Here is a 17,135-nt window from a genome sequence, read left to right as displayed (position 1 = left end):
CCAGCTCTCTCAGTCGGGCTCCCTCCCCTTGACGGGGAGGGATGGGGTGGGGTGTGCGGAGCCGGTGAACAGGCTGGCAGGGCGCGGGCTCCTCCACCCCCACCCTTAATCCCTCCCCGCAAGGGGGAGGGAGATGACTGCGGAGCCGGTGGCAACCATATGAAAAGGCCCGCCTGCTGGTGCAGACGGGCCGGAAACTGATGCTGTGAGGCGAGCCTTACTTGGCTTCGTCGAACAGGAACTCGACGTGTTCCCAGTTCACCAGGTTGTCGAACCAGGCTTCGAGGTATTTCGGGCGCGCGTTGCGGTAGTCGATGTAATAGGAGTGTTCCCAGACGTCGACGCCGAGCAGCGGCTTGGCGTTGCCGTGAACCAGCGGCGACTCGCCATTGGCGGTCTTGGTGACCTGGAGCTTGCCATCCTTGAGGCTGAGCCAGGCCCAGCCCGAACCGAACTGGGTGGTGCCGGCGGCAATGAAATCGGCGCGGAACTTGTCGAAACCGCCGAGATCGGACTCGATCGCCTTGAGGAGCGCTGCCGGGACCTTCGAGGCACCGCCACCGCCATTGGGCTTCATCCAGTTCCAGAAGTGCACGTGGTTGTAGTGCTGGCCGAGGTTGTTGAAGAGGCCCGGATCCTTGCCGAACACTTCCTTGACCTGGTCCTCAAGCGGCAGCACGTCGAGACCCTTGCCCTCGGCGAGCTTGGTCGCGTTGGTGACATAAGCCTGATGGTGCTTGTCGTGGTGGAACTCGAGGGTTTCCTTGCTCATGTACGGCCCGAGGGCATCGTAGGCATAGGGCAGGGGGGGAAGTTCGTAAGCCATTGTATAAGCCTTCCTGAAGGATGGAGAAAAGTCGGCAGCTGCGCTGGATTGGATATAGGCGTTTTGGCGTTGCGCGCCAACACCGGCTTTAGGTCGATTATGCCTTTCCTACGCAGCTCAGCGCAAAGGCATAGCTCAGGGCTGTCTCCTTGAGCTGGTCGAAGCGTCCGGACGCGCCGCCATGCCCCGCTTCCATGTGCGTCTTCAAATACAACGGGTTATGGTCAGTCTTGGTTGCACGGAGCTTGGCTACCCACTTGGCGGGTTCCCAATAGGTGACGCGCGGATCGGTGAGCCCCGCAAGGGCGAAGATCGGCGGGTAGGACTTAGCAGCAACCTGCTCATAGGGGGCGTAGGACGCGATGCGGTCGTAATCGGCGCGGCTCTCGATCGGGTTGCCCCATTCAGGCCATTCCGGCGGGGTGAGCGGCAGCGTGTCGTCGAGCATGGTGTTAAGCACATCGACGAAAGGGACTTCGGCGATGATGCCCGCCCAGAGCTCGGGGCGCATGTTGGCGATGGCGCCCATCAACAGCCCGCCGGCCGAGCCGCCTTCGGCCACGATCTTGTCGGGTGCGGCAAAGCCCTGGGCGACGAGGGTTTCAGCGGCGGCGATGAAATCGGTGAAGGTGTTGGTCTTGAACTCGCGGCGACCCTCTTTGTACCAGCCATAGCCCTTGTCCATGCCGCCGCGGACGTGGGCGGTCGCATAAACGAAGCCGCGATCGACCAGTGAGAGTTTCGAGACGGAGAAGCTCGCCGGCATCGCCATGCCATAGGCGCCATAGCCATAGAGGAGCGCCGGAGCCGTGCCATCGAGGGCGAGGCCCTTGCGGTAGAGCAGCGTCACCGGCACTTCGGCCCCATCGGAGGCCTTGGCGAAGATGCGCCGGGTCTCGTAATCCGCCGGATCGTGGCCGGAGGGGACCACCTGCTCCTTGAGAAGCGTGCGCTCGCCGGTGACGAGGTCGAGGTCATACGTCCGCGACGGTGTGGTGGGCGAGGCATAGGTGAAGCGGATGGTGGTGGTGTCGAACTCGAACCCCGCCGACACGCCGAGCGAGTAGGCCTCCTCGTCGAACTTCACCGTCCACTCTTCCTGCCCCTCACCCGCCCCCTCGGGGGGCACCCTCTCCCCGGAGGAGCGGGGGGACAGCGGGCGCACCACGATGCGCGGCAGGCCATCGATCCGTTCGAGGCGGACGAGGTGGTGGCTCAGAAGGATCATGTCGAGGATCAGCACGCCTGGCTGATGCGGGACGAGGTCGACCCAGTTCTTCGGATCAGGGTCCGCGACGGGCGCGGTGACGATCTTGAAGTCCTCGGCGTCGTCGGCATTGGTGAGGATGTAGAAGGTGTCGCCGCGATCCTCGATGTCGTACTCGCGATCGGTCTGGCGCGGCGCGATGCAGCGCGGCGGGCCGCCGGTATGGGTGTCGATCACCCAGATCTCGGAGGTCTGGTGGTCGTGCGCGTCGATGACGATGTAGCGGCGCGACAGCGTTTCGTCGACACCGACGAAAAAGCCAGAATCCTTTTCCTCGTAGATCAGTTCGTCATCGGCCTGCGGCGTGCCCATCACGTGGCGGCGGACGCGATAGGGGCGGTGGTTGTCGTCATACTCGGAATAGTAGATGGCGCTGGAATCGGGGGACCAGACGCCGCCGCCGGCGATGTCTTCGAGCACCTCGCCGGTATCCTTGCCGGTCGAAAGATCGCGGATGTTGAGGGTGTAGAACTCCGAGCCCTGCCGGTCGGCGCTCCAGGCGAGGAGGCGGTGCGACGGGTCGTGGTCGCCGCCGCCAAAGCCGAAATAGCCCTCGCCGGCCTCGATATTGCAGTCGAGGAGGATTTCCTCGGGCCCGCCATTGCGCGGGGTGCGGACGAGGATGGGGTATTGCTTCCCCTCTTCCATCCGCGAGTTATAGGCGAACGGGCCATCTTCCGAGGCGATGCCGCTGTCATCCTCTTTGATGCGGCCGCGGATCTCGCGATAGATCGTCTCCTTCAGCGCCTCGTGGCCGGCCTCGAAGCGCTCCGCGAAATAGGCGTTCTCAGCCTCGAGATAGGCGCGGATATCGGCGGGCAACGCCGACGGCTCCTGCATCACCTCCTGCCAGTTGTCCGCGCGGAGCCAGTGATAAGGATCCTGCCGCGTGATGCCGTGATCGGTAACGGCATGCGGACGGCGTTCGGCGACGGGTTGTGTGGGCATGGGGGGTCTCGGTGACTTGGTTGCGTCTATATCCGCTTCCACTCCTGCGGCTACAAGTGGGCATGCTTGAAGTGAGGCCGGAACTGACATACCTTTAACGTAATTCGGGGGCAGGGATGGGTGATGAAACATGGACCGTGGTGTTTCATCCGGACTTCGTGGCGGAGTTTCGGGCGCTCGACGACTCGGTGAAGGTCGCGCTTGGTGCCTTGCTGGACAAGTTGCGTGACCACGGCCCGGCACTTCCGCGTCCCTTCGCCGATACGCTGAAGGGCTCGCGCTACGTCAATATGAAGGAATTGCGCTTTGGGCTCGATGATGACTGGTATCGCTTCGCCTTTGCTTTCGATCCAAAGCAGAAAGCCGTGGTCCTATGTGGCGGAGGCAAGGGAGGAATGAGTCAGACAAGGTTTTACGATGCGCTGATTGCCAAAGCGGATCGGCGGTTTGAGCGCTGGATTGAGGGAGTTTGATAGTGATGAAGGGTGCCAAGACATGGGAAGAGATACGCGCCGAGCTGCCGCAGGAGCTTCAAGATAAGATCACTGAGGGCGCCAAAGAGCTTGGCAAGACCATCCGCTTGCAGGAAATTCGTGAGCTGGCAGCAAAGAAGCAAGCGGAGGTGGAGGGGATGACCCAGGCGGGCGTGTCGCGGCTTGAGGGGCGGAAAGACTGGCTGGTCTCATCGCTCAACACCTACGTCCGCGGGCTTGGCGGAACGCTGAAACTGGTCGCTACGCTGCCGGATGTCGGAGACGTCGAGCTTGCCATTGGTCCCAACGGCAAGCTCGTCAAACAAAAAGCGCCGGCGAGGCGAAAGACCAAGCCGGCAGCCTAGATCAGGCCTTCGGCTCGAACTTCAGCGCCGTGCCGTTCATGCAGTAGCGCTCACCGGTGGGGTTGGGGCCGTCGGGGAAGACGTGGCCGAGGTGGGCGCCGCAATTGGCGCAGTGGGCTTCGGTGCGGACCATACCGTGGCTCTTGTCAGTGGTTTCACCGACGGCGCCATCGAGCGGCTTGAAAAAGCTCGGCCAGCCGGAACCGGACTCGTATTTGGTGGTGGCCGGGAACAGCGGGGCGTTGCAGGCGGCGCAGTAGTAAGTGCCGTCGCGCTTTTCGGTGTTGTACAGGTGCGACCAGGCGCGCTCGGTACCGTGTTCGCGAGCGATCTGGTAGAGTTCGGGGGTGAGTTCGGCGCGCCACTCGGCGTCGGACTTTGCAACCTTGAACGTTTCGGTCATGGAATTCCTCCGTTACGGCGCGAGATATAAGCATCGGGCTGCGGCTCTGCCACTCATGCGCTGCTCACAAAGCTGTGGCTATTGGGCCGGTTATACCCCGGGTGCTAAAGTGAGAGGCTAAGGTCGTCCAGTCGAATCCTGAGGCTGCCTTGCCCGTAACGCCAGAAACCATCGTCGCGCTGGCCGTGCTGCTGCCGTTTGTTGCGGCAGTGATGGCTCCGCTATTGCGGCGGGTGATGGGGGGATTTGCCGGCTGGGTTCTGGCGCTAGCGCCGGCCGTCGCCTTTGCGGGACTATGGACGTTGCTGCCGCAGATTGCGGCTGGCGGAAAGATCCCCGTGAGCTTTGCCTGGGCGCCGAGCTGGGGGCTGAACCTCAGTTTCATGATTGATGGGCTGAGCCTCACCTTTGCGCTGACCATTGCGGCGGTGGGGGCGCTGATCGTGCTCTACGCGGGCGCCTATCTCAAATCCGACCCGCATCAGGGGCGGTTTCTGTCGTTCCTGCTGATGTTCATGGGCGCGATGCAGGGGCTGGTGCTGGCCGATAGCCTGGTGGCGCTTTACCTCTTCTGGGAACTCACCTCGGTCACATCGTTCCTGTTGATCGGGTTCGATCACAGCCGGCAATCGGCGCGCCGCGCCGCGATCCAGGCGCTTGTGGTGACGGGGATTGGCGGGCTGGCGCTGCTGGCTGCGGGCGTGCTGATCCATGCGCTGGCCGGAATTTGGGAACTGAGTGCGGTCACGGCTGATCTGCGGAGCGGGGCAATGTATCCGCTGCTGGTTGGTCTGGTGCTGCTGGCGGCGTTCACCAAATCGGCGCAGCTGCCGTTCCACTTCTGGCTCCCCAACGCCATGGAGGCGCCGACGCCGGTGTCGGCGTATCTGCATTCAGCGACCATGGTGCAGGGCGGGGTGTATCTGGTGGCGCGGATGACGCCGCTGCTGGGCGGGTCCGCGATCTGGAACCTGACGCTGATGGTGTTCGGCGGAGCGACGCTGCTCTGGGGGGCGTTGGCAGCGCTGCGGCAGACGGATTTGAAACAGATCCTCGCGCAATCGACCATCGCTTCGCTCGGGCTGCTGATGCTGCTGCTGGGCGTGGGGACCGAGTTGGCGCTGACCGGTGCGGTGCTCTATTTCCTTGCCCATGCCGCCTACAAGGCGGCGTTGTTCCTGATCGCCGGGGCGATCGACCACGGCACCGGGACGCGCGACATCACCGAACTGGGCGGCCTGCGCGACAAGCTGACGGTGAGCTTTATCGGCACGATCATGGCGTCGGCGGGCATGATCGGGCTACCGCCACTGCTGGCGTTTTATGCCAAGGAAGAGATCTATGCAGCTGTGGCGACGGGCGATCTCGCCTCGCTCGTTGCGCTGGCGGTGCTGGTGATCGGCAATGTGCTGCTGGCGGTGGCGGGAATTGCGGTGCTGGTCCGGCCGTTCATGGGGGCGCTGATCCCCACGCCGATGGTGCCGCACGAGGCGCCGCCGGCTATGCTGGTGGGGCCGCTGGTGTTAGGCGTGCTTGGGATCGGGCTCGGCATCTTTCCCAAATGGGCAGGTGAATTTCTGGCGGCTCCCGCTGTATCGGCGATCTCGGGGCACGCGGCTGAGACTCACCTTGGCGCGCCGATAGACTTTCTCGGCGTGGTGTTCTGGCTCTCGGTGCTGACCTGGGCGCTGGCGATTGCGCTCTATGCCCGTTTCGACTGGGTACGGCTGGCGATGGGACGACTGGCTGCGCGAGTGGGCTGGAGCTTTGACGAGGGGTTCGACGCGGCCTATTTCGGGCTGGTGCGGCTGGCGGCGCTGGTGACGCGGCTGCTGCACCATGGGCGACTCGAACTCTACCTGCTGGTGGTCTTTGTGTTGCTGGCGGTGGCGGTGATCGTGCCGCTGTGGCTGCTCGGCGGCCTGCCCTGGATGCCGGCCTGGCCAGATCTGAAGTTCTACGAGTGGGGGGTGATTGCCATGGCGGCGGCGGGCGCGATGACCGTAGTCTTTGCCCAGACCCGGCTGTTCGCGATCCTTGCGCTTGGCATCCAGGGGCTGGCGATTGCCATTCTCTACATGCTGTTCGGCGCGCCGGATTTAAGCTTCACCCAGTTCATGGTGGAAATCCTCTCTGTGGTGATCCTGGCGCTGGTGATGACGCGCCTGCGGCTTGATGCGCGGGACAAGCGGCCGCTGGAGGACTGGCTGCGCGATGGCGGCGTGGCGCTGGTCGCCGGGCTGTCGATTGCGACGCTGCTGTTCGCGGTGCTTGAGGGGCCGCTCGACACGCGCCTCAGCGATTTCTTCAACGCGCAGTCGGGCCCGATCGCGCATGGGCACAATGTCGTCAACGTCATTCTGGTGGACTTCCGCGGGCTGGATACGCTGGGCGAGATCGCCGTCGTGATGACGGCTGGGATTGCCGTGCTGGCGCTGATCCGTGGGGCGCGGAAGCCGGCGCCCGTCGCTCCGGCCGAGCCTGAAGTTCCGACGAGGCCGAAGCGGCGGCGGAAGGCAGCAGCATGAACGCGCTGATCTTCCGCACCATCGCGCCGCTGTTGTGTGTCGTCATGCTGGTGTTCTCCGTGTTTGTGCTGCTGCGCGGACACAATGAGCCGGGTGGTGGCTTCATCGGCGGGCTGATCGCCGCTTCGGCGCTGGCGATCTACGGCATGGCATGCGGGCCGTCGGCGGCGCGTGCGGCGTTGAAGGTCGATCCGTTGGCACTGGCCGGCGGCGGACTGCTGCTGGCGGCTGGGGCAGGGCTGTTGTCGCTGCTGTTCGGGGTGCCGTTCCTCACGGGACTCTGGTCGGAGTTCACCATCGGCGACGCCAAGGTGACGATCTCGACCCCGATGGTGTTCGACATCGGGGTGTATCTCGTCGTCTTCGGCGCCATCTCCGCGATGATCCTTGGCCTTGAAGACGAGGGGGACGCGTAATGGACCACGCTGTTGCCGCGCTCTCGGGACTGTTTTTCACGGCGGCGATCTATCTGCTGCTGTCGCGCTCGCTGATCCGCATGCTGCTGGGGCTGACGCTGCTGGGCAATGCTGTCAACCTGCTGATCCTCGTCGCCGGGCGCCTCACTCGCTTTACGCCACCGATCGCGCTCAATGGGGCGGAGGCGCCGCTCGCGGATGCGGCCAACCCGCTGCCGCAGGCGCTGATCCTCACCGCCATCGTCATCGGGTTCGCGATGTTCAGCTTTTTGCTGGTGCTCGGCTATCGCGCCTACCAGGCGCTGGATGCCGACAATACCGACCACATGCGGGTGGCCGAACCACGAGGCGGGCCGCGACCGCCGATGAGCTATTGATGGACGCGATCCAGCAGACGGCCCCGACCTATGCGAGCGACTGGGTGGTGATCCTGCCGGTCGTGCTGGCGCTTGCCGGTGCGGCAACGCTTCTGGCGCTGCGCTCGGCGCGCGACCTGCAGTTCGCCTTTGCCCTGCTGGTGGTGGCGGTGGTTGGGTGCTGCGACGTGGGGCTGCTGCTGCGGGTGGTTGAAATCGGTCCGGTGTCGATGACCATGGGCCGCTGGCTGCCGCCATTTGGCATCAGCTTCACCGCCGATATCGTTGCGGCGGTGTTCGCGCTGGCGGCGGCGGTAGCGACGTTGCTGCTGCTGGTATATCTGCGCGCCGATATGCCCGACCGGGCGCGGCAGGACGGCATTTATCCGCTGATCCTGCTGCTGCTTGCTGGCGTCTCCGGCTCGTTCCTCACGGGCGACCTGTTCAACCTCTATGTCTGGTTCGAGGTAATGCTGATTGCCAGCTTCGGGCTGATGGTGCTGGGCGGGCGCAATCTGCAGATCGACGCCACGGTGAAGTATGGCTTCCTCAACTTCCTTGCGACGACGATTTTTCTCATCAGCCTGGGACTGATTTACGGGCTGACCGGCACCTTGAACATGGCCGACGTCCTCGCTCGTGCGCCGCTGGCGAACCCGGCGGCAATGGCGTCGGTGGCAGCCCTGCTGCTGCTGGCGTTCGGCATGAAAGCGGCAGCGTTTCCGGTCAATGCCTGGCTGCCCGCCTCGTACCACGCGCCACCGGCGGCCATCTCGGCGCTCTTGGCGGGGCTGCTCACCAAGGTGGGGGTCTATGCCCTGCTGCGATGTCTGGTGATGCTGTTGCCTGCATCGCGGACGGTGCTCGAACCGGTCCTGGCGATTGTGGCGTTAGCAACGCTGATCCTCGGACCGCTTGGCGCCATTGCCGAGACCAATCTCAGGCGCGCGCTGGGCTTTCTGGTGATTGGCGGTATCGGGGCGGTGATGGCGGGCATCGCGCTGCCCAACCCGGCCGGCCTCGCGGGCGCCGCGATCTATGTGCTGCATGCCATGCTGACGATCGCGGGGCTTTATATGCTTGCCGGGCTGATCGAGGCTGTGACCGGCGAGACCGATACGCGGCGGATGGGCGGGCTTTATGCGACCGAGCCGCTGCTCGGTGCGCTGTTCGTGGTGCTGATGCTGGCGGTGGCGGGCGTGCCGCCGTTCCTTGGCTTCTGGCCCAAACTGCTGCTGATCGAGGGCGGGATTGGCCAATGGCAGGCGAGAGGCGACGGCTGGGCGCTGGCGCTGTGGCTGGCTGTGCTCGGCAATGCGCTGCTCTCGCTGGTTGCCGTCACGCGCCTCTGGGCACACGTTTTCTGGCGCAATGGCGCTGAGGGGGCGGCATCAGAGGGCGTCAATCCGGGGCTGCGGCGGCTGTTTGGGCCGCCGCTTTTGCTGCGGCTGGGGCCGGCAGTGGTTTTGACGCTGATCGTGGCACTGGCCGGATTGTTCCCTGATCCGCTGCTGGAATTCGGCCGCCGTGCTGCCAATGCGCTGATGTCGCCGGCCGACTATGTCAGTGCGACCGGTCTTCAGGGGCAGGCGCCATGAACCTTGCGCTCCTGACCCTGTTATTGGCGCTTGGCTGGTCGGCGGCGACGGGCAGTTTTTCGCTGCCATCTCTGCTGTTTGGCGGACTGGTGGGGGCGCTTTGCCTCTTCGTGATCCGCGCCCAGGTCGCAAGCCCGACGCTGTTGCCGCGCGCCCGCCGCATCCTCGCGCTCGCGGCGCTGTTTGTGCGCGAGCTGGTGATGAGTGAACTGCGCGTGGCCAGGATGGTCTTGCGTCCGGACATGAAGGCGCACCTCCACCCCGCCATAATCGCGTTTCCGCTGTCGGTGAAAAGCGACGCTGAGATCACGCTGCTTGCCAATCTGATTACGCTGACGCCGGGGACGCTGAGCCTCGATGTCAGTGACGATCGGCAGTTCCTGTTCATCCACGCTATCGATGTCGTCGATCGCGAGGCGTTCATTCGGGATTTGAAGGACGGGTTCGAACGGCGCGTGCTGGAGGTGTTCCGATGAGCGGGGCGGAGACGCTGCACTTCGCGGCCCAGACTGCCATCGGCCTGCTGCTGGTGGCGCTGTTTCTGGCGGTGATCGGGCTGGTGCGCGGGCCGACTTTGGCGGACCGGATCCTGGCGCTCGACCTGATGACGACGCTGGCGGTGGGATTGATTGCGGCGATCACAGTATTGACTGGATTTGCGCTCTATATCGATGTCGCCATCGCTGTTTCGCTTGCTGGTTTTTTATCGACGGTGGCGCTGGCGCGGTATCTGCTGAGTCGCGGCAACCAATCCAAGGACGACGACAAGTGATCGCAGATTTATTGCTCCATGTTGCCGCACTGGTTCTGCTGATCGGTGCGATAATGGGTGTTTTGGCAGCTGTTGGTATCTTGCGGCTGCCTGATCTCTACACGCGACTCCATGCCGCATCGCTGGCTGGGGCCGGTGGGGCAGGGCTGATTGTGCTAGTTGTGGCAATGACTTCAGGCAACGGGGCGGTTACGATGCGGGCTTTGCTGGGAATTGTCTTCCTGCTGCTCAGCACGCCGGTTTCCGCCCACTTGCTTGCCCGTGCGGCTCGCCGCAGCGGTCTGGAACCGGTGCAGCAGACGAATATTGATCTGCCCGCAAAACAGATATAGTATGATTTCTGGTTATACTCAGAAACAAAAGTCTTATACGCATTTGCCTGCTAAGCAGTTGCCAGTTTCAGCAAAGACCCATAGATAGTCAATCAAGGGCATGAGGCTCCCCCTCCCATCCCCTTCAAAGCATTGTAAAGGACCCTAAATGACCGATCATTCGGGTGGCGTGAGCGCCACTGACAACGATCTCATCGACCTCAGCGCTGATATTGTCTGCGCCTATGTCAGTCACAACGCGCTGAGCGTCACCGATCTGCCTAAGCTGATCGCCGACGTACATCTGGCGCTGAAGAGCCTGCACACCCCCGTGGCAGTGGTTGTCGAAGAAGAGCTCAAGCCCGCCGTTCCGGTGCGCAAGTCCGTGGCTCCCGATTTCATCATCTGCCTCGAAGACGGCAAGAAGTTCAAATCGCTGAAGCGCCACCTGCGCACGCACTACAACCTGTCGCCCGAGGAATATCGCGAGAAGTGGGGCCTGCTGTCGGACTACCCGATGGTCGCCCCGAACTATTCGGCGACCCGCTCGCGCCTCGCCAAGGACAATGGCCTGGGCCGCAAGGCCGCCTGATCGGCCCTGCCCGAAACTGACAAACGGCCGTCCCCTGGGGCGGCCGTTTTGCGTTTTGGCGGTTGCTCTTGCCAGCCCCAGGAACCGCATTCATCCGGATTGCGCAGGAGGCGGTCGCGGCGCCAACGTGTGCGCAGCCTCGAAGCGCCCGGGCAGTATCGTGGGTCTTGGGTCCTAGCAAGTCGTTCTTCGAGCCATAAATGCGGCGGGCCAGGGATTTTCTGACGACGAATTCGCGTTGTCATTGATGGAGTTGACCCTACTTATCCCCGCGCCCTCCATTGCCGGTTATAGGAATAGTATCCTATAATCGGAGATGGCCATGTTTGACACAGCATTTGAGGGGCGGCGGACGCCCGTAGTGGGTTTGGGGCGCTCGACATCGGTAGTGATGTTCGAGCCGCCGGCGCCTGACCAGATGGCGCAACGCCTGCTGCAACTGGTGGCGCTTGCGCGTGGGGTGCAGCCATCGCAACTGGTGCACCGGGCGCGCTGCCGCTCGCGGGTGGCGGTGGCGCGGCAGTTGGCGATGTACCTGATGCATGTGGCGCTGGGCTGGCAGTACGCGGAGGTCGGCCAGTTCTTTGGCCGGGACCGCACCACGGTTTCGCACGCCTGTGCGGTGATCGAGGATATGCGCGAGGCACCCGGATTTGACGCTGAGGTCGAGCAGCTCGAAACGCTGATCGAGGCGCTGGCTACAATGCCGGGTCAACGCCATGGGTAAGCGCGCGATACGTTTTGTCCGCTGCCTTCTGCCGGATGGCGCAGCGAGTATGACCGGGTCCAGCTACGTCGCCTCCCGCGACGGACGGCAGGTGACGCTGCCGGTGGCGGAGGTGCGCGAGCTCATTGCCTCCGGTGTGCTGGACGGAGACGCTCGCACCTGCCGGGCCCGCCCCGAGGCGGCGCAATGGCTGAAGCGCGCCATGCTGGATGCCGACGCCTTTGCCGCGCAGCACCGGATTGCGGCGCCTGGACCAGAGGCAAGCACAGTCAACCTCGCCGAAAGCCCGCTGGCCCGCCTGGCATTTGCCACGGCCGGTGAAAGCGAAGCGTTTCTCAGCCCGCATCAGGTGGAGGCAGGGGAGCGGGTGCGGCGGCTGGCGGAACGAGCGCGGCTGCAGCCCCGGCTGACCATGAGCTACTCGGCCGCCCATGTGGCGACCAAAGGTGCTGGCCATGCTGCAGAGATCGGCGACCTCGCGGCCGATGCCAAAAGGCAGCTGGCAGAGATCCACGACGTGCTGCCGCGTGACTGCGCCGGGGTGGTGATGGATGTGTGCGGCCTGCTCAAGGGCCTGCAACTGGTGGAGGCTGAACGCGGCTGGCCGCGCCGCAGCGCCAAGCTGGTGCTGCGGATCGGGCTCGACCGGCTGGCGGAGGTCTGGGGAATCGGGGCGGTCGCAGTGGGGAGCGAGAGCCGAAGGGCGCGCAAGTGGATGGCGGGGGACCGGTTGCCGCTGTGAACGCTCAGGCGGCCGTCAGCGCCTTGGCCTCGCCGCGGATGCGGGTGACCATGGCAGCGAGGCCGTTGGAGCGCTGCTGTGTCAGGTGTTCGCGGAGCCCCAGCTCGTCGAAGAGCGCGATCGCATCGACATCTGCAACTTCCGCCGGGGGGCGGCCGGAGTAGAGGGCAACCAGCACTGCAACCAGCCCGCGCACGATCAGCGCATCGGACTCGCCGCGATAGCTGAGGAGTTCACCCGCGCGTTCCGACACCAGCCAGACCTGCGAGACGCAGCCATTGACCTTGGTGGCGCTGTTCTTTTCCGTCTCGGCCAGCGGCGGAAGCGCCTGCCCGAGCTCGATCAGATAGCGGTACCGGTCCTCCCAATCGTCAAGATAGGAGAAGTTTTCGGCGATGTCCTGGAAGGCCTGGGGGTGTGTCATGCCGCACTAGATAGTGCATTGGGCGTGCTGAAAGAAGCCAGTGCGCCAATCTGTCAGCCCGGTTGCGAGAATTTGGTGGGGCTGAGGAACGAACTCGCGATATTGGCGACGATGAGCCCATCCGCCTCAGACGCAGCGCGGGCCGTCAGCCACTCGGGATCGGAGACAAAGCCCGCCCACTTGGTCTCGCGTTCGGCCAATGAGTCCCAGCGCAGGAAATAGGTGAGGTCGTTGCTGGAGGGGCCGATGGCTGTGGTCCAGAACCCGGCCTGGCGAATGCCATGGCGGTCCCAGATCCTGAGGGTGTGCTCCTCAAAGCGCTTGAGCAGCGCCGGCATGCGGCCGGGCAGGCAGGTGTAAACGCGCAACTCGTAGATCATGGTATCCCCTCGCTAAACCAGAGGGTTGCACCATGCGGCGAGGGGTTTGGCAACCGGTCCAAAAGTTGAGCGCGCAAGGTTCTGCGCTCCAAAGTATTGCGCGCAAAAGCAAACCGCACGTGCGGGGCAGCGCACGTGCGGCTTAGGGCCAAGGGTCGGGTTGGAGTCGCGTCGGGGGAAGTGACACCGACCCCTGGCTTAACCCATCCGGTCTGGTCTCGGTCGGGGGAGCGGGACCAGAATGCTCGACGAATCCTGCATGGGGTTGTCAACGGATGGGGTTAGAGAGCCGGCGGTAAGGACTTGGAGGAGACCCTTGCCCCCGGCGCATTTGAGATCTGTGCACGGCGTTTCGAGGATTTCGCTGACGATGGCCCTCTGGCCGGCCGCAGCCGCCTCGGCGGCATAGCCGCTGACGGTGGCGCCCAGGTCGACATGCCGCGGCGCCATCAGAACGAAGGCAACCGTTAGCCAGAATGCTGACCGCAAGAGAAACATATTAAGCCCGAAGCTCCTCCGGAACGGCCCCTCGCCGCCCCGTCATAGCTCAACCCTAGGCCGGCCCCATTAAGTGGCTTTTCGAGATTTCGATAAAATTTGAGACGAATGCCAGCGGATTGGCGCGAGGCGAATGGCGCCAGAGGCCCGGACTGTGGCGCAATGGGGGCAAACCGTGCTGCGAGGGCAAGGAAGCGTTTACGCTATGCGGAGAAAGGCACCCCTTTGCAGGGTGGATAGCGGGGAGATCGGGGGTCGGGACGCTTCCCCTTAAACCTGTCTTAGGCGTTGCAGTGGGAGTTTGGCTCAACAAGAAGACGGGCGTCCAGTAGTGAGTTTGAGTAATGCGTAGCCTCTGGTCCAGGGCGAGGGATATCCTCAGTAAAGCCGCTCCGCGAGCGGCTGTCGGCCGGCCTGAGGCGACGCGGCGCGCCACCATTGCCATCAACTCCCGGATGATCCTCGTGGCGAGCAGTCTCGCCATGCCCTTTACCGTGCTCGCCCTGGTGCAGGGCGCCATGCTGCCCTTCGTCATCGCCACGATCGGTGCGGCAGCCGGCGTGTTGACGCTGGCCCTCAGCCAGCGTGGCCAGTTTGAGCGCGCCGCGGCAGGTCAGGCCTACGCGGCGCTGCTCGCCGGGCTGCTGCTGACGGTGGCTGACCCCGCTGTCGCCGACTTCGGTCTTGCTGTTGCAGTGCTGGGCCCGGTGCACGCCTCGCTCCTCGCCCGCTCGCCGGTCAAAAAGCGCAGCTGGGCCATCCTCGTCGCTGTCGTCGCGTTCGCCATGGTGTCGAGCTATCACGTCCTTGCGTGGCCGGAAGCCTGGGGCGCCCAGTCCATGCTGGTCGCGGCCGGAGTATTCGTGCTGGTCGCTGCGATGGTGGCGTTCTCCGCCCATCGGTTGAACCGCGTGTTCGAGGTTTATGAGAAGGGCCAGATCAACGCCTACAAGCACCTGATCGAGCATGTGCAGGACGCCGTGATGCGCTTTTCGAGCGACGGCACGCTGCTGTTCACCTCGCGCTCGTCGGAAAAGCTGTTCGGCTGCCGCCGCTTTGAACTGACGGGCAACGGGCTAGTGGAGCGTATTCATCTGCAGGACCGCCCGGCCTACATGACTGCTTTTTCGCAGGCTAATGCCGACGGGCGGACTCGCCGGGTGGAAATCCGCATGCGCCGCGATACGCCTGACAGCTCGGCGCTGGCCCCGAACTACGTGTGGGTGGAAGCGTCGCTTTCGCCGGTGCTCGACGTGGAGCAGCCGGGGGAACGCAACGAAGTGGTGGTGCTGTTCCGCGATATCACCGAACGGCGCGACCACGAAAACGAGATGAAGCTGGCGCGAAAGCTCGCCGAAGAGGCATCGAGCGCCAAGTCGCGGTTCCTTGCCACGATCGGGCATGAACTCCGCACGCCGCTCAACGCCATTGTCGGGTTCTCCGAGATGATGACTTCGGGCGTGGTGGGCGACCTGTCGCCCCAGCACAAGGAATACGCGACACTGATCCACCAGAGCGGCCATCACCTGATCGAAGTGGTCAAGATGCTGCTCGACATGTCGCGGCTCGAGGCAGGCAAGTTTGAACTGGTGACCGAGGCCTTTGCGCCTGAATCGCTGGTCGAACCGTGCCTGAAGATGGTCGACGCGATGGCGCGCGAGAAATCCGTGCGCCTGATGACCGAAATGCCGCGCAGCCTGCCAATGCTGGTCGCCGATGAGCGCGCTTGCCGGCAGATTCTGCTCAATCTTTTGACCAACGCGGTCAAGTTCAGCCATGAGCACTCGGTGGTGACGTTGGCCATGCGGCGGCAGGGGCGGCACCTTGCGATTGTCGTGACTGACCACGGCATCGGCATGGGCGAAGAATCGCTCAGCCATGTCGGCGAGGCGTTTTTCCAGGCCCAGGACGGGCTGGCGCGCCGCTATGAGGGCACGGGGCTCGGCCTTTCGATCGTCAAGGGGCTGGTCGAGCTGCACGACGGGACACTGCATGCCAGCTCTTCGCCAGGCGAGGGCACAGTGATGACAGTTTTGCTGCCCATAAACGGTCCGGAAACCATCGTGGAGGAGACTGGCGCCGTCACCCCCCTTCACCGGGATCCCGTTCCGCAGCAAATGCCCCCAACTATGACCACATGGCACGCAGACGAAAGAAAAAGAGCTCTATGACGGCAGCTAGCTTTAGCCGCCTGCCTCTGCAGGCTGGTGGCGTCGTCCTGGCCTCAGCGGGCCGGACGGCGCTTTGGATCATCGCGCAGTATATGCGCTCGCCGCTCACCAATACCGCGATAGCCGCACTGGTGCTGACCAGCGCCATGGCCGGCTCGAACGCCCTGTTCGGGCAGCGGCACGCCCACCCGTCGCCGTTGTTTGGCACCGCGCAGAGCGTCGACAAGAGTGTGGCGCCGGTTGTGCCCGCGACACGGCACAAGCAGACCGAAGCAAAGCCTGTGGCCAAGGCCACTGCCAACCTGATGCAGCCGGTGGACGACGCCACTCAGTCGGTGGATGGACCGATCGGCAACAAGGATGTCTTCGAAGTGCAGCGCAAGCTTGAGATGCTCAAGCTGTTTGTGGGCACGATCGATGGCTATTACGGGCCGCAGACGGCGCGGGCGATCAAGAAATTCGAAGAGCAGCGCGGGATGAAGCCGACCGGCATGCTGACGCGCGAAATCATGGACATGATCGCCAGCGCTCCGCTGTCGGCGCCTGAAGTGCGCCAACCTGCTGCGGAGCCGGTGGCCCCGGCGACACTGCAGTTGACGCCTGCCAAGGTCGTCGAGCCGGTTGCAGAACCTGTGGCAGAACCCGTGATTGCTCCCAAGGCTGTGGTGCAGCCGCTTGCTGCTCTGCCCGAGCCTGCGCCGCTGTCCACTGACATCCAGACCGGCTCCATTGCCAAGACCGCTGATGGTGCGTCGACCGCGCCGACGCTGTTGGGCCGGCCGGTGCCGCAATCGGCCGACGAGGCACTGGAAATGGCGGCTGACACCGCCGGCGATGCCATCGACACGATCATTTCGGGTGTGCAGACGATAGCCCAGACCAAGCCTGGCAAAGCTGCCGCGCTGCCGCTGGCGGCGACCAGCAAGCCGCTGGAAATGGCGGCTAGGCAGGTGGAGCAGGTCGAGCAGGTGGCGGATACCTCAACGCTCGCCGTGGCCCCGACGGCCACGCCCGGCGTGCCGCTGCAGATATCTGATGAGCCCGCCGATCCGCGGACGCAGGTCGCGGTGCTCGACACCAATGCGACGCCCGAGGAACTGGCTCCGGCATTTTCGGTGACCGATCCGGTGATCGTTGCCAAGGTGCAGCGCGGTTTGGGCAGCCTGGGCTTCCTGCATGGCCCAGCCGATGGCGTGGCCGGTGAAGCGACGGCGAAGGCGATCCGGAACTTCGAGGTCTACTTCAACTACAACGTGACCGGCCGCATCTCCCCCGAACTGATCGACCTCTTGGTCGACAACGGCGCATCAATCTAGAGCCTGGGGAGCAGATTTGTCT

General features: G+C 64.0%; 19 protein-coding genes. 14 read left to right on the top strand and 5 right to left on the bottom strand.

Features of this window, described 5'->3' with window-relative positions:
• Positions 1-217: 217 nt before the first annotated feature.
• Entirely contained in the window at positions 218-826 is a 609-nt protein-coding gene (locus ACO06J_RS10260; RefSeq protein ID WP_421760615.1) for a superoxide dismutase, read from the bottom strand.
• A gap of 97 nt (positions 827-923) precedes the next feature.
• A complete protein-coding gene (locus ACO06J_RS10255) occupies positions 924-3,041 on the bottom strand; it encodes a S9 family peptidase (protein WP_421760614.1) in 2,118 nt (705 codons plus the stop codon).
• 116 nt (positions 3,042-3,157) lie between these two features.
• Between ACO06J_RS10255 and ACO06J_RS10250 the strand changes: the two genes are divergently transcribed.
• Together ACO06J_RS10250 and ACO06J_RS10245 are read left to right on the top strand one after the other, a co-directional pair.
• Positions 3,158-3,514, top strand: a complete 357-nt coding sequence (locus tag ACO06J_RS10250; RefSeq protein ID WP_421760612.1) for a type II toxin-antitoxin system RelE/ParE family toxin — start codon at positions 3,158-3,160, stop codon at positions 3,512-3,514.
• A 5-nt stretch (positions 3,515-3,519) separates the two neighbouring features.
• Positions 3,520-3,879, top strand: coding sequence for a hypothetical protein (locus ACO06J_RS10245; RefSeq protein WP_421760611.1), 360 nt, complete (start codon positions 3,520-3,522; stop codon positions 3,877-3,879).
• A 1-nt stretch (position 3,880) separates the two neighbouring features.
• On the opposite strand, the gene msrB is transcribed toward ACO06J_RS10245, so the two are convergent.
• A complete protein-coding gene (gene msrB, locus ACO06J_RS10240; protein WP_421760610.1) occupies positions 3,881-4,282 on the bottom strand; it encodes a peptide-methionine (R)-S-oxide reductase MsrB in 402 nt (133 codons plus the stop codon).
• Between the two features lie 149 nt (positions 4,283-4,431).
• On the opposite strand from msrB, the gene mbhE reads away from it, so the two are divergent.
• From mbhE to ACO06J_RS10190, 10 genes are all read left to right on the top strand, one after another.
• The gene (mbhE, locus tag ACO06J_RS10235) at positions 4,432-6,810 is read left to right on the top strand and encodes a hydrogen gas-evolving membrane-bound hydrogenase subunit E (RefSeq protein ID WP_421760609.1); all 2,379 of its coding nucleotides are present in this window, start codon (positions 4,432-4,434) and stop codon (positions 6,808-6,810) included.
• Complete coding sequence (locus ACO06J_RS10230) at positions 6,807-7,226, top strand: Na+/H+ antiporter subunit B (RefSeq protein ID WP_421760608.1); 420 nt, start codon at positions 6,807-6,809, stop codon at positions 7,224-7,226. The genes mbhE and ACO06J_RS10230 overlap by 4 nt, the downstream gene beginning before the upstream one ends.
• Positions 7,226-7,603: a Na+/H+ antiporter subunit C gene (locus tag ACO06J_RS10225; RefSeq protein ID WP_421760607.1), complete on the top strand. Its 378-nt coding sequence runs from the start codon at positions 7,226-7,228 to the stop codon at positions 7,601-7,603. Before ACO06J_RS10230 ends, ACO06J_RS10225 begins: the two co-directional genes overlap by 1 nt.
• Positions 7,603-9,180, top strand: a complete 1,578-nt coding sequence (locus ACO06J_RS10220) for a proton-conducting transporter membrane subunit (RefSeq protein ID WP_421760606.1) — start codon at positions 7,603-7,605, stop codon at positions 9,178-9,180. The genes ACO06J_RS10225 and ACO06J_RS10220 overlap by 1 nt, the downstream gene beginning before the upstream one ends.
• Positions 9,177-9,656 carry a Na+/H+ antiporter subunit E gene (locus ACO06J_RS10215; protein ID WP_421760605.1) on the top strand — a complete coding sequence of 160 codons (480 nt, stop codon included), beginning with the start codon at positions 9,177-9,179 and terminating at the stop codon, positions 9,654-9,656. Before ACO06J_RS10220 ends, ACO06J_RS10215 begins: the two co-directional genes overlap by 4 nt.
• A complete protein-coding gene (locus ACO06J_RS10210; protein ID WP_421760604.1) occupies positions 9,653-9,952 on the top strand; it encodes a monovalent cation/H+ antiporter complex subunit F in 300 nt (99 codons plus the stop codon). Before ACO06J_RS10215 ends, ACO06J_RS10210 begins: the two co-directional genes overlap by 4 nt.
• Entirely contained in the window at positions 9,949-10,284 is a 336-nt protein-coding gene (gene mnhG / locus ACO06J_RS10205) for a monovalent cation/H(+) antiporter subunit G (RefSeq protein ID WP_421760603.1), read from the top strand. The genes ACO06J_RS10210 and mnhG overlap by 4 nt, the downstream gene beginning before the upstream one ends.
• A 148-nt stretch (positions 10,285-10,432) precedes the next feature.
• On the top strand, positions 10,433-10,855 hold the full coding sequence (locus tag ACO06J_RS10200) for a MucR family transcriptional regulator (protein ID WP_421760602.1): 423 nt from the start codon (positions 10,433-10,435) through the stop codon (positions 10,853-10,855).
• A 322-nt stretch (positions 10,856-11,177) separates the two neighbouring features.
• Positions 11,178-11,582 (top strand): helix-turn-helix domain-containing protein, encoded by a 405-nt coding sequence (locus ACO06J_RS10195; protein ID WP_421760601.1) that lies wholly within the window; start codon positions 11,178-11,180, stop codon positions 11,580-11,582.
• A gap of 49 nt (positions 11,583-11,631) precedes the next feature.
• On the top strand, positions 11,632-12,324 hold the full coding sequence (locus ACO06J_RS10190) for a DUF6456 domain-containing protein (protein ID WP_421760600.1): 693 nt from the start codon (positions 11,632-11,634) through the stop codon (positions 12,322-12,324).
• A 4-nt stretch (positions 12,325-12,328) separates the two neighbouring features.
• Here the strand turns inward: ACO06J_RS10190 and ACO06J_RS10185 are convergent, their stop codons facing one another.
• Entirely contained in the window at positions 12,329-12,748 is a 420-nt protein-coding gene (locus ACO06J_RS10185; RefSeq protein ID WP_421760599.1) for a SufE family protein, read from the bottom strand.
• Positions 12,749-12,801: 53 nt separating this feature from the next.
• Positions 12,802-13,128, bottom strand: coding sequence for an NIPSNAP family protein (locus ACO06J_RS10180; protein WP_421760598.1), 327 nt, complete (start codon positions 13,126-13,128; stop codon positions 12,802-12,804).
• A gap of 842 nt (positions 13,129-13,970) precedes the next feature.
• Between ACO06J_RS10180 and ACO06J_RS10175 the strand changes: the two genes are divergently transcribed.
• Together ACO06J_RS10175 and ACO06J_RS10170 are read left to right on the top strand one after the other, a co-directional pair.
• Entirely contained in the window at positions 13,971-15,797 is a 1,827-nt protein-coding gene (locus ACO06J_RS10175) for a PAS domain-containing sensor histidine kinase (RefSeq protein WP_421760597.1), read from the top strand.
• A complete protein-coding gene (locus tag ACO06J_RS10170; protein WP_421760596.1) occupies positions 15,794-17,113 on the top strand; it encodes a peptidoglycan-binding protein in 1,320 nt (439 codons plus the stop codon). Before ACO06J_RS10175 ends, ACO06J_RS10170 begins: the two co-directional genes overlap by 4 nt.
• Positions 17,114-17,135: the final 22 nt, after the last annotated feature.

This window comes from Devosia sp. (assembly GCF_965229025.1).
GTDB lineage: Bacteria > Pseudomonadota > Alphaproteobacteria > Rhizobiales > Devosiaceae > Devosia_A.
This window is presented reverse-complemented; position numbering and strand designations above follow the sequence as displayed.